The organism is Streptomyces sp. NPDC058671, assembly GCF_042716475.1.
Classification (GTDB): domain Bacteria; phylum Actinomycetota; class Actinomycetes; order Streptomycetales; family Streptomycetaceae; genus Streptomyces.
This window is the reverse complement of the sequence record NZ_JBHXSA010000004.1, coordinates 223,778-238,214: the sequence shown is the minus strand read 5'-3', so window position 1 is coordinate 238,214 and position 14,437 is coordinate 223,778. Positions and strand designations below refer to the sequence as shown.

10 protein-coding genes are annotated in these 14,437 nt (G+C 73.8%); 4 read left to right on the top strand and 6 right to left on the bottom strand.

What is annotated here, in order from left to right:
• Positions 1-405 precede the first annotated feature (405 nt).
• Entirely contained in the window at positions 406-1,017 is a 612-nt protein-coding gene (locus tag ACFWV2_RS07435; protein WP_384403064.1) for a DNA-binding response regulator, read from the top strand.
• A 24-nt stretch (positions 1,018-1,041) separates the two neighbouring features.
• Here the strand turns inward: ACFWV2_RS07435 and ACFWV2_RS07430 are convergent, their stop codons facing one another.
• The 4 genes from ACFWV2_RS07430 to lanKC all read right to left on the bottom strand — a co-directional run bounded on the left by ACFWV2_RS07430 (position 1,042) and on the right by lanKC (position 7,704).
• On the bottom strand, positions 1,042-2,850 hold the full coding sequence (locus ACFWV2_RS07430; protein WP_384403061.1) for an ATP-binding cassette domain-containing protein: 1,809 nt from the start codon (positions 2,848-2,850) through the stop codon (positions 1,042-1,044).
• Positions 2,847-4,724, bottom strand: coding sequence for an ABC transporter ATP-binding protein (locus tag ACFWV2_RS07425; RefSeq protein WP_384403058.1), 1,878 nt, complete (start codon positions 4,722-4,724; stop codon positions 2,847-2,849). The genes ACFWV2_RS07430 and ACFWV2_RS07425 overlap by 4 nt, the downstream gene beginning before the upstream one ends.
• Positions 4,725-4,870: 146 nt before the next feature.
• Positions 4,871-4,999, bottom strand: coding sequence for a SapB/AmfS family lanthipeptide (locus ACFWV2_RS07420; protein ID WP_015037662.1), 129 nt, complete (start codon positions 4,997-4,999; stop codon positions 4,871-4,873).
• Positions 4,996-7,704 carry a class III lanthionine synthetase LanKC gene (gene lanKC / locus ACFWV2_RS07415; RefSeq protein ID WP_384403055.1) on the bottom strand — a complete coding sequence of 903 codons (2,709 nt, stop codon included), beginning with the start codon at positions 7,702-7,704 and terminating at the stop codon, positions 4,996-4,998. Before lanKC ends, ACFWV2_RS07420 begins: the two co-directional genes overlap by 4 nt.
• A 485-nt stretch (positions 7,705-8,189) precedes the next feature.
• Between lanKC and ACFWV2_RS07410 the strand changes: the two genes are divergently transcribed.
• Positions 8,190-8,630 carry an SSI family serine proteinase inhibitor gene (locus ACFWV2_RS07410; protein ID WP_384403052.1) on the top strand — a complete coding sequence of 147 codons (441 nt, stop codon included), beginning with the start codon at positions 8,190-8,192 and terminating at the stop codon, positions 8,628-8,630.
• Between the two features lie 83 nt (positions 8,631-8,713).
• On the opposite strand, the gene ACFWV2_RS07405 is transcribed toward ACFWV2_RS07410, so the two are convergent.
• Both ACFWV2_RS07405 and ACFWV2_RS07400 read right to left on the bottom strand, forming a co-directional pair.
• The gene (locus ACFWV2_RS07405; RefSeq protein WP_384403049.1) at positions 8,714-9,049 is read right to left on the bottom strand and encodes a MazG-like family protein; all 336 of its coding nucleotides are present in this window, start codon (positions 9,047-9,049) and stop codon (positions 8,714-8,716) included.
• Entirely contained in the window at positions 9,046-11,646 is a 2,601-nt protein-coding gene (locus tag ACFWV2_RS07400; protein ID WP_384403046.1) for an AMP-binding protein, read from the bottom strand. Before ACFWV2_RS07400 ends, ACFWV2_RS07405 begins: the two co-directional genes overlap by 4 nt.
• A 172-nt stretch (positions 11,647-11,818) precedes the next feature.
• Between ACFWV2_RS07400 and ACFWV2_RS07395 the strand changes: the two genes are divergently transcribed.
• Together ACFWV2_RS07395 and ACFWV2_RS07390 are read left to right on the top strand one after the other, a co-directional pair.
• Entirely contained in the window at positions 11,819-12,835 is a 1,017-nt protein-coding gene (locus ACFWV2_RS07395; protein ID WP_384403043.1) for an iron ABC transporter substrate-binding protein, read from the top strand.
• 1 nt (position 12,836) lies between these two features.
• Positions 12,837-14,426, top strand: a complete 1,590-nt coding sequence (locus tag ACFWV2_RS07390) for an ABC transporter permease (protein WP_384403040.1) — start codon at positions 12,837-12,839, stop codon at positions 14,424-14,426.
• The last annotated feature ends 11 nt before the right edge of the window (positions 14,427-14,437 follow it).

Below are 14,437 nucleotides of genomic sequence, written 5' to 3'. Positions count from 1 at the left end.
TGAGTGCTTGTACGTAACCGCGCGGGGAGAGAGGCGTGACGGTGAGGCGGTCTGAGCTACCGGAAGGAGTGAGTTGCCCGACAATCAGTCCGGGTGGGCCGGACCGGAGCGGTCTTCGCGGTCGACGACCCGACCCGGGAGCTCAGGCACCGGTCGGGGGTCGACGCGCGTGGGGCGGTCGACGGCGAGCATGTGATCTGGACATTCCTTATGTGCTCCGTTCGGTGGCGCAGCCCGGCAACCTGCGGATCGGTCGGAACGAGGGAATGGATCCGGCCCGAGCGCGCCGTCGTGCGCCCCCTGTGCGCCCGCTGCCGCGTTCTCTCTCCCGTGGCAGGGGCAGAGGGGTGGGGTGGCTGCTCACGTCAGGCCCCCATGGCATGACGGAGGACCGAAGGGGTGGGAATGCTCAGAGTGACGGTGGTCTACGAAGCACAGCTCCTGCGTGCTGCGCTCGTGGACCTGCTGCGATCGGGCGGGTGCTCGGTGGTGTCCTCGCTGCCGAACTGGCCGTTGGGTCGGACGCAGGAGACGACGGCGCCGGACGTGTACGTCGCCGATGCCGAATGTCTGCCGCCCACCGAGGCCGCGTCCCCGACCGCGTCGGCATCGGCGACGTCGGCCGCGCCGGGTGGTTCGCCGCTGTTGGCGCTGATCCCCGCGCAGCGGCCTGGCGTACTGCGCCGGGCCTACGCGGCGGGCGCGACGGGATTCGTCGACAAGAACGGTTCGAAGAGCCGATTACTGGAGGCGGTGCGGTGTGTCGCCGCGGGCGAGCGCTTCATCGACGACACGCTCGCTCTCGGGTTCCTCCAGGCCGCGGAGATGCCCCTGACCCGGCGTGAGCTGGCGGTTCTCTCGCTGGCGGCCAAGGGGGCACCGGTCGCCGAGATCGCCGCGGCGCTGTATCTGTCCCGAGGCACCGTCCGCAACTACATGGCGAGCGTCATCCGCAAGGTGGGCGCGCGGAACCGGGTGGACGCCATCCGGATCGCCCAGGGCGCCGGATGGACCTGACCGCCGTCGCGTGACGCCCTCCGGTCACCGCGGGACGTCGTTCCAGTGCCCCACCAGGTCGCGGTAGAGCGCCGAGCGCGCGAGGAGGGCCTCGTGGGTGCCGTACTGGGCCCGGGTGCCGTCGAGGACGAGGACGCGGTCCGCGCGCAGGGCGGACGACAGCCGGTGGGCCACCACGACCAGGGTCCCGGGCCGGGCGCGCAGGGCGTGCTCGGCCGTGGCCTCCGCGACGGGATCCAGGTGGCAGGTCGCCTCGTCGAGCAGCAGCAGCGGGGCGGGGGAGAGGTGGGTGCGCCCCAGGGCTATCAGCTGGCGCTCGCCGAGGGACAGGGCCTCCGGGGTGAGCGGCCGGTCGAGACCTCCGAGACGTGCGACGAGCGGTTCGAGGGCCAGGACGCGGACGGCCTCGTCGACGTCGGACCGGCCTGCGTCGGGCCGTAGGTACCGGAGGTTGTCGCGCAGGGTGCCCGTGAAGACGTAGGCCTCCTGCGGGATCAGCACGCGCAGCGCCGCCAGTTCCGGCGGGGTGCACTGTCCGACGGGGCGGCCGGAGAGGCGTACGTCGCCCTGGTCGGGCGCCAGCAGTCCCGCCGCGACCTGCAGCAGGGTCGACTTGCCGATGCCGCTCGGGCCGACGACGGCGAGGTGCTCCCCGTCCTCGACGGTCAGTTCCAGATCGTCGAGGACGGCGCGGGTGCCGGGCCCGTACGCGGCCCGGACCCGGCTCAGCTCAAGGGCCGCCGTCGCCCGGCCGGTACGGGAGCGTGCGCCGTGGGGGGCCGCGGGAGGGACGGGCGCGGGCAGCGGCCGGGTGAGCCGGTCGAGGATGACGAAGAGGCGTGCTCCGGCGGCGCCCAGGACCGTCATCAGCGTCTGCAGGGCGGGGAGCAGCGCCTGGAGGACATAGGTGAGCGCGCCCACCAGGGCGCCCGTCGTGACGCCCTGACGACGCAGCCACGGGGTCGCGGCGAGCAGCAGGAGCACCGGCAACTGGCCCGCCGTCGCCACGGAGAGCGTGCGCACCGCCGCCCAGCGGGCCATGGCCCGCTGGGCGGCGGCGGCCTCATCGATCGCGTGGCGGTTGTGCGCGGCGGTCGGTTCCTGGGCGCCGCAGGCGACGGTGTCGCGCAGGGCGGAGCAGGTGATCTCGGCGCGTCGTCCGACGGCCTCGTCCGCGTCGAGGTAGCGGTGCTGGGCCTTGGCCATGGGCCGCAGCGAGGCGGTGAACAGGGCGAGGCCCAGCACGAGCGGCGGGAGGACGACGAGGAGGAACTGCGGCGCGAGGGACATCAGGCCGACGAGGGCTCCCGCGGCGACGAAGACGAACGAGCGGGCGGCGAGCACCAGTCCGGCGAAGCTGTCCCGGGCGATCTCGGTCTGGCTGGTCAGCCGGGACACCGCGGTCGTGTCCACGGAGCCGCGTTCGGCGGTGGCGCGGCGCAGCGCGTGCGCCACCGACCGCCGTACGAGGTGGTCGCGCAAGGGTTCGGTGAGGTGCGCCAGTTGGGCGAAGACCCCGCGGACGACCGGAGCGCCGAGGAGGATGGCCACGGCGGCGCCGGCCAGCCAGAGCAACCCGGCCGCGGGGGCGCCGCGCAGGAAGCCGTCGTCCAGGGACCGGGCCACGCAGTAGCCGCCGAGGAACGTCTGCGTGGACTCGGCGGCCGACCACGCGGCCAGTCTGAGCAGGACGCCCTTACGGCGGCCGAGGAACACCTTCGCCTGTGCCAGGAGACGCCGGGTGGTGGTGGGTTCGCCCGCGGCCGGCCCTGAAGAGCGGAGGGCCGTCCGGGTGTCCCGGGCCGCTGGGCCCGTCTTCTCCTCCGTCGTCATTCGCCCGCGCCGAGGACTTCGGGGGCGGGGTGGCCGGCGGAACGGGACGGCCGGGCCGCGGGCGCCGGTACCGCCGTGGGCTTCGACGGCGGATGCGGGGCCGATGCCGCCGTGGCCTCCGTCGCGGCACCCGGAAACGCTCCATCGGCGGGCGTCGGCGCCTCGGCCCGGAACACGGCGCGGTAGTCCGGGTCCTCCCACAGCCGGTGGTGCGGTGCGTACCGTCGTACCCGGCCCGCCTCCAGCCAGACGACCCGGTCCGCGCGGGCCGCGGTGGACACCCGGTGGGCCACGATCAGCTTGGTGCACGGACGCGGCAAGGTGGAGAGGGCGAGCTCCACCTGTCGCTCGGTGGCCGTGTCGAGGCTCGACATCGCGTCGTCGAGGATCATCAGGCGCCCCGCCCCGATGAACGCCCGTGCCAGGCCCAGGCGTTGGCTCTCGCCGCCGGAGAACGGCGCTTCGTCCAGCGGAGTGTCGTATCCGCGCGGCAGGAGACGGATGAAGGTGTCGGCGCCGGCGGCCGTCGCCGCCCGCACGATCTCGGCGGCCGTGGCGGGGCCCCGGCCGGGGCCGATCCCGGCGGCGACGGCGGAGCCGACCGTGGCGGCGGGGCCGCCGTCGAGGACGGGCCGGGCGAAGGCGTAGGCGGTCGCTCCGCGCAGTGCGGCGCGGGGCAGTTCGGCCAGGTCGACACCGTCGAGGAGGACGCGTCCCGCGTCGGGGTCCGTCAACCGGCCGGCGACGGCGGCCAGGGTGGACTTGCCGGCGCCCGAACGGCCCACGACGGCGACCGTCGATCCGCCGTCGACCGTGAGCGTCACGTCCGTGAGCAGCGGGACGCCGTCGCGCACCACCCCGACTCCCCTCAGCTCCAGGCCGCCGGTCCCGTCGGCCGGCAGGACGGCGGAGCCGTGCGGCATCGCCGGGAGGTCGGCCAGTTCGGCGGTACGGCGTCCGGCGCTGCGGGCCCGGACCAGTGTGCCGAGCGGTGCCGCGATGCCCCCGATGCCGGCGGCGAGGGCGGCGTACCGGGAGGCGGCCAGCAGTGCGCCGACGCTGAGTTCCCCCGAGGCCAGCCCGGTCCCCGCCACCGCCACGACGGCCGTGGTGAGCAGCGGGAGCAGGACCCCGCTACGGGCCACGGCACGGCCGTGGACGAGCCACATGCGCGTGCCGTGCCGTGCCATGTCCTCCAGGGGTGCGAGGACGCGCTCCTCCTCGCGGCGCACCGTGTCGGCGGCGGCGATGGTACGCGCGCCTCGCAGCGCCTCGGCCAGCCGGGCGGCGACGGCGCCCTGCGCCTGCTGGTAGCGGCCGACGGTGTCGGACGACTGGTGCGCGAACGCGCGCAGCAGCAGCAGGAGCAGGGGCAGGCCGGCGACGAACACGAGGGCGAGCCGGAGGTCGATGAGGGCGAGCGCCACGAGGGCGCCCGCCGGGGCGAGTACGGAGGACACGAAGGTCGCGAGGGCCGCCGGTGCGGTGCCGCTGTCCGAGGCGTTGACACACAGCCGGGCGGCGACGTCGCCGCCCGAGTGGGCCGAGGCGCGGTGGGGGGCGGTGCGGAGCAGCCCGGTCAGCGCGCGGGTGCGGATCCAGGCGGTGGCGCGGGCGTTGGTGAGCTGGGTCAGGAGGACCGAAGCGGTCTCCAGCAGGACCTCGGCGGTGAGCAGCACGGCCACGCACAGCAACCAGGTTCCGGCGCCGGGGCGTTGGTGCAACAGCAGGTCGAGGGTCCTGCCGGCCGTGGCGGGGACGGCGAGCGAGCAGGCCGCACCGGCGACCGAGCAGGCGAACAGCGCGACCGTGGTGCCCGCGGTGTGCCGTACGGCGCCGCGCAGCAGTCGGTCGGAACCGGTCGGCGGGGCCATCCGATCCCTTTCTCCTGGCGGGTGTGGCCTCGCCGCCGGGTCGCCCGCGATCGGCCCCCGACGGCCGGTGCCCCGGGAGACACGCTCCAGGGGCACCGGGGCTCCGCGCCGGCCTGAACGGCGGCCGTGCGCGGAGCCGGACCGGGTCAGTTACAGGTCGTCACGCTGAGGCTGCTGTCGCCGCAGAGCAGAAGGCTCGCGCGGCTGCCGGTCTCGACGTCGCCGATGGCCTCGTCCTTGGGGGTCTCCAGGGACTGCAGGTCGAACAGGTTCATGATCGTTTCCTTTCGTGTGGGGACGGTGGTGCATGGACGACCCCGGTACGGGGCCGGTTCTGGGGCCGCGGAAGCGGCGGGAGGAACGGCAGGTGGGCCGGGCGGTCGCCCAGCGCCGCCGCGAGGGCCAGCAGGACGCCCGCGGTGCCGGTGGAAAGGTCCATGGAGAGCCGCATCATCTGTTCGCCGGGGAAGGCGAGATGGCCGCGGTAGGACATCGCGTGCCAGGTCAGGCAGCCGATCTGGCGGCGTACGTCGGCGGGCGTCGTGCCGGGTCCGCCGGCGTTCGTGCGGGCGAGGTGGAGCACCATCCCGGCGGCGCCGCGGAAGAGTCCCGGCTGGGCGTAGAAGGTGGCCTGCGCCGCCCGCACGATCTCGTGACGGGCCCGGTCGAGGGCATCGTCGCGGCGGTGGAGGAGGAAGTCGTCGATCACCATGCCGATGCCCACGCTGCCGGCGCCGAGGTACGGCATCGTGCGCCAGCCCTCGTCCACCTGGAGGGTGCCGGAGATTCCGCGCACACAGCGGGAGAGGTCGTCGTGGAGCGCTTCGGCGGCGAGGTCGAGAAGGGCGGTGTCCCGGGTGCGTTCGTAGAGCCGTACGAACAGCAGCGCGCGGCCGGCCCCGCCGTGCAGCAGCCCGGTCCGTGTCCGGCCCGGCGCCGCCCCCGTGGCCCGGGAGGGCGCGGCCGGCGGGCGGGCCGTCAACTCCGCGCACCGCAGGGCCGCGTCGTGCAGGCCCGTCTCGCCGGTGGCGGTGGCCAGGGCGTCCAGGGCCAGGCCGATGCCGGCCGTTCCGCCGTGCAGGTCGGGGGCGAGGGCGTCATGGTCCTCGGCGAGGACGAGTTCGGCCAGTTCGAGGGCGGAGGCCGTGTGGCCGAGCCGCTGGAGGGTCCAGGCGATGCCGGTCAGCCCGTCGTAGAAGCCGAGCGGGGTGCCGGACTCCGGCTCCTTGGCGTGCCGGAGGAGTCCGGCCTCCGCCGCCGGACATCGCTCGGCGCCGCTCTCCTGGAGGGCGTGGAGGATTCCCGCGGTGCCGTAGCCGAAGGACCGGCCGCCGCCGGCGGTGGCGAACTGCGCGATGTCGCCGGGGAAGAAACGATCCTCCCGGTCGGGCGTCGCCGACGCCAGGATCGCGGCGACCATCGAATCGCGGCTGTGCGGCCAGTTCCCGGGTTCCTCGGGCAGGAACCGGGCGCGGCCCGGGGGCCTGCCGGACGCGGGTGCGCCGGACACTGGTGTGACGGACGCGGGTGCGCCGTCGGGTGGCGGGGGTCCGGACGGATCGCGGGTGATCTCCCGTACCGCCTCGTCCAGGAATTCCGCCGGCACCGGGAACTGCGCCGCAGCCACCTGCGCCAGGTGGGCGGCCTTGGCCCGGTCCACGGCGAGCAGGCTGGTGAGCGGGACGAACAGGGCGATCCGCAGGCACGCGAGGGCGTAGCGGTCCACGTCCACGCCGCGCCGGTCGGCGGGTGCGACGAAGGCCGGGTTGGCGACGATCTGGCGGCCGCCCTCCGCGGCCGGCTGCGCGGCCTCGAAGTCCAGCAGCACCACCGAGGACTCGTCCTCGGACAGCATGATGTTGAAGAGGTGCAGGTCGTTGAAGACGATCCCGCGTGCGTGCACCGCGGTCACGGCCTGTTCGACGAGCCCGTGCACGCGCAGGGCCCACTCCGTGTACTCGGCGAGCCGTTCCGCCGGCGGATCGGCCTCCATCAGCGGATGCCTGCGGGCGAAGAAGGTGTTGAGCGGCTTGCCCTCCACGAATTCGAGGACCAGGAAGTGATGGTCCCCGATGGTGAAGCCGTCGAGGACCTCCGGAGTGCACGCCAGCCCCGCGAGCCGCTCCAGCGCGCTGCGTTCGCGGTGCAGGCGCGTGACCGCGTCGGCTCCGTCGGCGGCCAGCCCGGCGTACGGACGCGCCTCCTTCAGCACGACCCGTCTGCCGGTCTGCCGGTGCCGAGCCTCGTACACCCCGCCGCCGTTGGAGAAGTGCAGGGCCTTCTCGATCTCGTACGGCATGTCCTGGACGGTCACCGCGGCCCTCGCGTCGAGGTGCGGGCGCAGGAAGGCGGGCGGTGTCACCCACTCGGGCACGCTGAAGACGGGACCGCGTCGGTCGGGTACGAGGGCGCCCGAGCCGTCCTCGACGGCCGGCCGCAGCTCCCCGTGCTCGTCGTAGCAGTGGCGGCGGACGAAGCTGCCGTACCGCAGGTGCACGGGCCCCCGGCCCCACCGCAGGTCGCTGAGGATGTACGGGCCGGGTTCGCCGTCGAGCAGGCCCGCCAGGTCGGTGGCCACCCGCTCGCACTGCTCGTCGTCGGCCGGGTACACCGTGATGAACTTGCCGCTTCCCGCGCGGTCCGCGTACTTGGCGTTGCGCTGGTGCAGCAGGTAGCGGCTCGGCACGAACTTGAACGCCACGTCATGACCCAGGCAGTAGTCGTGAACCGTGGCGAGGACCGTCTCCGCGTTGTCGAGACCGGCCGAGACGTGGATCTTCCAGCCCTGCGCCGGGAGGACGCTGCCCAGGGGACGCAGGGCGAGCCAGTCGCCGGTCCGGTTGCGGGTCCAGCCCTCGGGTACGGGGAGCGTGGCGGCCGGATAGAGGGAGTCGCCCGCTCCGTCGGCGAAGACCAGACGGTGGGGGGCGTCGTAGAAGTGCCGGTCGGCGTCGCAGAAGACCGCGTACCCCTTGTTCACAACGCACTCCCTCCGGTCGGTGACAAGGACGACGTTGTCATGACCCCCACGGACCCCGACAGTCACCGCTGTCACCTTCCGCCTATGCGTTACGCACAGGTAACCGAGGCCTCGCGGCCGCGCCCGCGTCAGGGGCGGCACGCACGACCGAACCGGGGCCGGGGCCGGGCCGGACCGAACCGGGGCCCTGGGTTCCGGACGACCATGAGTGGGTGCAGACGGTCCAATCCGGAACCTTTTCCACGACGACGCAGGTCAGCGGATCGTTCGAGCTTGGACGGTCCGGCGCGTCCCCGCCCCGGAGGGCGTTGCGGAGTACCGGAGCACCGCCTCCCAACTGGCCGAACGACCAGTCGGTAGGGGCCCGTCGGGCGTCGCGGCCGGAAAGGTGCGACCGCGTGTGCGATCACCCATCGCCTCGACAAGACTCCGGGGTGCGGCCGATCGGCCCGCATCACCCCGTCACCCCACGAAGGGACACCCCCGTGCGCTACTTCCACACCCTCGGTGCCACCGCGTTCGCCACCGCGACCGGTCTCGCGCTCATCGGAAGCGCCTTCACCGGCACCGCCCAGGCGGCGCCCGCGAGCCTCTACGCTCCGTCGGCGCTCGTCCTCACCATCGGCGAGGGCGAAGACCCGGCGACCGCCTCCGTCACCCGCGCGGTCACCCTGACCTGCGCCCCGACCCCGTCCGGCAGCCACCCCGCGCCGGAAGAGGCCTGCGCGGAACTGGAGGCTGCGGACGGTGACTTCACGAGCCTGACGGGCTTAGGGGACGGCAACCCCTGTACGCGCGAGTGGAACCCGGTCACGATCACCGGTGACGGCGTCTGGCAGGGCCGGCGCGTCACCTGGTCGGCGACCTACGGCAACCCGTGCGAACTGCGGGCCCGCACGGCGGACGGCGCGGTCTTCGCGTTCTGACGGAACCACGGGAAACGGCGTTCCCCGCGGGGCGTCCGGTCCTCCGGCCCGCCAGGTGCGTCCGGGCCGGCGCCCCCGCGCGCTCAGTCGGACGCCGGCAGGAACTTCGCGGCCTTCTCCGCGAGGACGGCGGCGAAGAAGTCCGCGGCGTCGTCGGGGCGCATCCGGGCCAGGGTGACCATCCCGGTGATGACGCAGTCGGCGACTTCCTCCTGCACGTGGTCCCAGGTGTGGCTGAGTCCCTTCCGGGGGTTCGTCGCCCGGGCGCCGATGACGGCCTGGGCGGCTTCACCGACCTCCTCGGTGATCTTCAGGACCTGCAGGGTCCACTGCTCCTCCGGCGTCAGGCCGCGGGTGGAGTCGAGCCGGGCGAAGTGCGCGGCGAGGGCGCGGATCGTGTTCCAGGGGTCGTCGCTCATCGAGGTTCCTCGTGTCTGTCGGGACGGGCCTGCCCGTCGAAGCGTTCCCTCCCCTTCACCGGGCGCACCACCGACAGCCGCTGGACGAGCCAGGTGACGGCCGTCGCGTAGCCGACCCCGAAGGCCAGGGAGACGACGAACGCCAGGTGCTTCGAGAGGTCGTCGAAGACCGGGTAGACCTGCCAGTGCGTCAGGTAGATGGCGAGCGAGCTGCCGGCGAGCAGACCGGCGAGCCGGTTGAGCCGGCGGCTGCTCGGCAGGGTGGGGAACCAGATCAGGAGGACGAAGCCCGCCATGACGAACAGCTCACGGCGCGGCTCGCCGGGGAAGAACCCGGGGATCGTGGCAAGGGCGGCGGTCGTCACCAGGAGACGCTGCGGCAGGGTGCGGGACCGCGCGGTCGCCCAGCCGAGGGCGAAGAGCCAGAAGACCGTGACCGCGTCGGTTATCTGGGCGCGGGCGGGCAGGCCCACCAGCTCGTAGCGGGTGAGGAGACCCAGCGCGGCCAGGGCGAGCGGCAGCCCGTACGGGAAGCGGCGCTCCAGGCGGTGGACCGGAGGGAGGGCGAGGAGGCCCAGGAGGACGAGCAGGATGTAGACGAGTGCTTCGACGAACCAGAGGTGGAGGCCGGGGCCCATGTCCTCGGGCCACAGCGCGTTGTGGAGGAGCAGGAGGTTGGACAGGTCGTAGTCGTCGCTGATGAGGAGCGCGAACGCGGTCCACGCCATGGTGGGGACGGCGATGCGCGCGATGCTGCGTGCCGTGCGGCGCACCCGCTCCCGGCGCCCTGCCGAGGTGAGCAGGAAGCGGGCGAAGTTGAAGCCGGCGACGGCGAGCAGCAGATGGGCTCCGCCGCGGATCTCGAAGAGCCGGATGTGTGAGCCGACGACGCACAGGATGGCGATCGCGCGCAGGACGACCGTGGTCTCGACCGTCCGTCTCCACGGGCGCCCGCCCCGGTCGGCTCTGGCGTCCCGGCCCAGCTCGCGGATCGGGGTCGTGTGCCAGCCGTGCGGCAGGTGGCCCAGGCGCTGTTCGAGGTGGAGCGACATCTCGACGTACGAGAGGGAGTCGCCGCCGAGGGAGACGAAGGAGCTGTCGGGCGTCACGTCCGGGCGGTCCAGGATCCGCGCGTAGAGCGCGCACAGGTCCTCCGGGGTTCCGTCCCCGCCGGGCGGGGGCACGTCGGCCGGGCGGTCCAGAGCGCGTACGGCCTGGTAGTCGGGCTTGCCCGTGGCCAGGCGGGGGAGTTCGGGCAGCAGGTGGACCCGGACGGCGCGGGCGGGCAGACCGCACTCGTCCACCACGCGTCCACGGATCCGGCGTTCGTCCCACCCGGTCGCGCGGGCGACGGCGAGGGCGAGGCCCTCGTCGTCGCCCGCGCACAGGGCGTCCAGACCGTGTCGTTCGAGCATGGCCTCGATCTGCTGGGGGTCGATGCGCAGGCCGAGGATCTTCAGGAAGCGGCTGCGCCGGCCGACGATCTCGTACAGGCCGCGCTCGGTGCGGCGGGCCAGGTCGCCGGTGCGCAGGACGTCGACGGTACGGCCGAGGGCGAGGTCCTCGGGGGTGTGGGCGTAACCGAGCATGACGTTCGGGCCCGTGTAGACGAGTTCCCCCACCTCGCCGGCCCCGGGGGCTTCCTCCACGGGCTCCAGGTGGAACGAGCCGCCGGGGACGGGGACCCCGATCGCGCGGGGGTGCTCGGTGGCCAGGGCGGGCGGCAGGTACGCCATGCGTGCGGTCGCCTCGGTCTGGCCGTACATGACGAAGAGGTCCCAGCCGCGTCGCGCGCCCAGCTCGGCGTACGACGCGACCCGTTCGGGCGCGAGGCGCCCGCCCGCCTGGGTCAGGTACCGCAGGTCCGGGAGGTCCATCTCGGCGAAGCCGACGCGGTCGAGGAGGTCGAAGGTGTACGGGACCCCGGCCAGCGACGTGCCCCCGGCGGTGCGGAAGAGGTCCCAGAAGCAGGCGTCGGCCACGGAGAGGCCGGTCAGGACGAGTCCGGCTCCCCGGAGCAGGTGGCTGTGGATCACGGACAGGCCGTAGCAGTAGTGCATCGGCAGGGTGGTCGCGGCCCGGTCGGTGTCGCGGACGCCGAGGTACGTGGCGATCGACTCGGCGTTGGCCTGGAGGTTCTCGTGCGAGAGCCGCACGAGCTTGGGGGAGCCGGTGGAGCCCGAGGTGCTGAGCAGGAGCGCCAGGTCCGGGTGGAGGGTGTGTGCGGAGACGGTGCGCCGCTCCTCGATCCGCCACGCGTCGCCGTCCTCCTGGTGGACCACGACGTCCGGGTCGTACGCGGCGGTGAGCGCGGCCACCGCCTCCGGGTGGTCGCCGGGCACGAGCAGCACCGGGTGGCCGGCCGACAGCGCGGCCAGGTGGACGACGAGCGCGCCGACGGTGTTGGCGCCGGGCAGCAGGACCAGTCGGCGACGGGTGCCGAGGCGCCGTGCCGTCTCCTCGACCCGCTCGGACAGCTCGCGGTACGAGACCTCGCCCTCGGCGGTCACCAGGGCGGTGCGGTCGCCGTGGTGCGCGAGGCCGCGGGCGAGCGGGAGGGCGTGGCCGCCGACGGGCGGGGCGGGGAGGAGCGTCACGGGCGAATCGTAGGTAAGCCTGTCCTTATCGGAAGAGGGGGAGGGGGCTCCGGATGTCGATTCGCGTCCCCGCCGTTACCGAATCCTGACTTGACCCTTAGGTAAGCTTTACCTTATTAATGCCGTATTCACAGGTTTCTTTGACAGCTGACGGCAGGAAGGCCTCACCCGTATGCGCCGCCCCTTGGCCCGCACCCTGACCGCGCTCGCCGCGGCCGCCCTGCTCCTGCCGCTCGCCGGCTGCGGAAGCGACGACCCCGCGGGGCTCGTCATCTACTCCGGGCGCAACGAGAACCTCGTGAAGCCGCTCATCAACAAGCTGGAGAAGCACCTCGGCACCACCGTCGAGGTCCGCTACGGCGACAGCGCCGAGCTGTCCGCGCAGCTCCTGGAGGAGGGCGACAAGACCGAGGCCGGACTCTTCCTCTCCCAGGACGCGGGCGCGCTCGGCGCGCTCTCCAAGGAGCAGCGCCTCGCGCCGCTCCCGCAGGCGACCCTGGACAAGGTCGCACGGGCCTACCGCGGTTCGGCCGGCGACTGGACCGGCGTCAGCGGCCGCGTGCGCGTCCTCGGCTACGACCCGGCCCAGGTCCCCACCCCGCCGAACAGCGTCCACGAGCTGGTGAAGCCGGAGTGGAAGGGCAGGATCGGCTTCGTCCCGACCAACGCCTCCTTCCAGGCGTTCGTCACCGGCATGCGCGTCCTCGAGGGCGACGCCGCCGCCCGCACCTGGCTCACGGGCCTCAAGGCCAACGAGCCCAAGGCGTACGAGAACAACCTCAAGGTGCTCGAGGCCGTCGACCGGGGCGAGGTCTCCCTCGGCCTGCTCAACCACTACTACTGGTACGAGCAGGCGGCCGAGAAGGGCGAGGACAAGCTCAAGGCCCGGATCCACTACCTGCCCAAGGGCGACCCGGGCGGCCTGGTCAACGTCGCCGGCGTCGGCGTCCTCAAGGGCGCGGACGAGAAGCAGGCCGCGTTCGCGCGGAAGGCCGTCGACTACCTCCTCTCCGCCGAGTCCCAGGAGTACTTCGCGCAGGAGACCAAGGAGTACCCGCTGGCCGCCGGAGTGAGGACGGCCGACGGCGTGCCGCCGCTGGAGACCCTGCAGCCGCCGAAGATCGACCTCGGCAGGCTCGACTCCCTCAAGCAGACCCTGGCCATGCTCCAGGACGTCGGGCTCGTCTGACATGACGTCACCGGACACCCCCGTCCGGCCCGGTGACGTCCTCCGCCCGGCAGGTGCCCCCGCACCCGCCGGGCGGAGGCGTGCCGGTTCCCGGCCCTCCTGGATACTGATCGTGCCCGCCGCCCTCGCCGCGGCCCTCGCCGTCCTGCCGCTCGGCTACCTCGCCGTCCGTGCCCTCGAACGCGGCCCCGCCTACGCCTGGGACGTCGTCGCCGACGGCCGCACCGGCGAACTCCTCCTGCGCAGCCTCGGCCTGACCGCCACGGTCGTCGCCGCCTGCCTGCTGATCGGGGTCCCGCTCGCCTGGCTCACGGTCCGCACCGCGCTCCCCGGCGCCCGCGCCTGGTCCGTGCTCGTCACCCTGCCGCTGGCCGTGCCGAGTTACGTCACCGCCTTCGCCTGGCTGTCCGCCGCGCCCTCGCTGGCCGGGTTCACCGGCTCCGCCCTCGCGCTCACCCTGGTGAGCTTCCCGTACGTGTACCTGCCGGTCGCCGCCGCGCTGCGCGGCACCGACCCGGGGCACGAGGAGGTGGCGCGCTCCCTCGGCCACGGCCCCCTCCGTACCTTCCTGCGGGTCACCCTGCCCCAGCTGCGGCCCGCCGCGGCCGGCGGCGGACTCCTCGTCGCCCTGTACGTGCTCTCCGACTTCGGTGCCGTCTCCCTCATGCGGTACGACACCTTCACCCGGGGCATCTACACCTCCTACCGGGCCAGCTTCGACCGCACCCCGGCCGCCGCGCTGAGCGCCGTCCTGGTCCTGATGACGGTGCTGCTCGTGGCCGCCGAGACACGCACCCGCGGCCGCGCCGACTACGCCCGCACCGGCACCGGCACCGCCCGACGGGCCGTCCCCGTCGCCCTCGGACGGCTCCGGACCCTCGCCCTGAGCTGGTGCGGCGCCGTCGTGGCCCTCGCCGTCGTCTTCCCCCTCGCCACCCTCGGGTACTGGCTGGCCGTCGGCACCTCCGCGACCTGGGACCCCGCCACACTGACGACCACCGCCCTCACCACGCTGGGCGTCGCCGCCGGAGGCGCCGCCCTGACCACCCTGCTCGCGCTGCCGGTGGGCGTCATCGCCGCCCGCCACCGCGGCCGGCTCGCCCACCTCCTCGAACAGGCCGCCTACGCGGGCCACGCCGTGCCGGGCATCACCGTCGCACTCGCCCTGGTCTTCTTCGCCGTCCGCTACGCCCGCCCCCTCTACCAGGAGACCCCGCTCCTCATCTGCGCCTACGCGGTGCTGTTCCTGCCCGTCGCGGTCGCCGCCACCCGCGCCGCCGTCCTCCAGGCGCCGCCCGTCCTGGACGACATCGCCCGCTCCCTCGGCCGCACCCCCCTCGGCGTACTGCGCGAGGTGACGCTGCCGCTGGCCGCACCCGGTGTCGCCGCCGGCGCCGCCCTGACCTTCGTGGTCTGCATGAAGGAACTGCCCGCCACGCTGCTCCTGCGCCCCACCGGCATGGACACGCTCGCGACCCGGCTGTGGACCGAGACCGGCACCGGATCGTTCGCGGCGGCCGCGCCCTACGCCGCCGCGCTGATCCTGCTGGCCGCCGTCCCCTCGTACCTCCTCGGAAGGCACCGCACATGAGCGACCAGGAC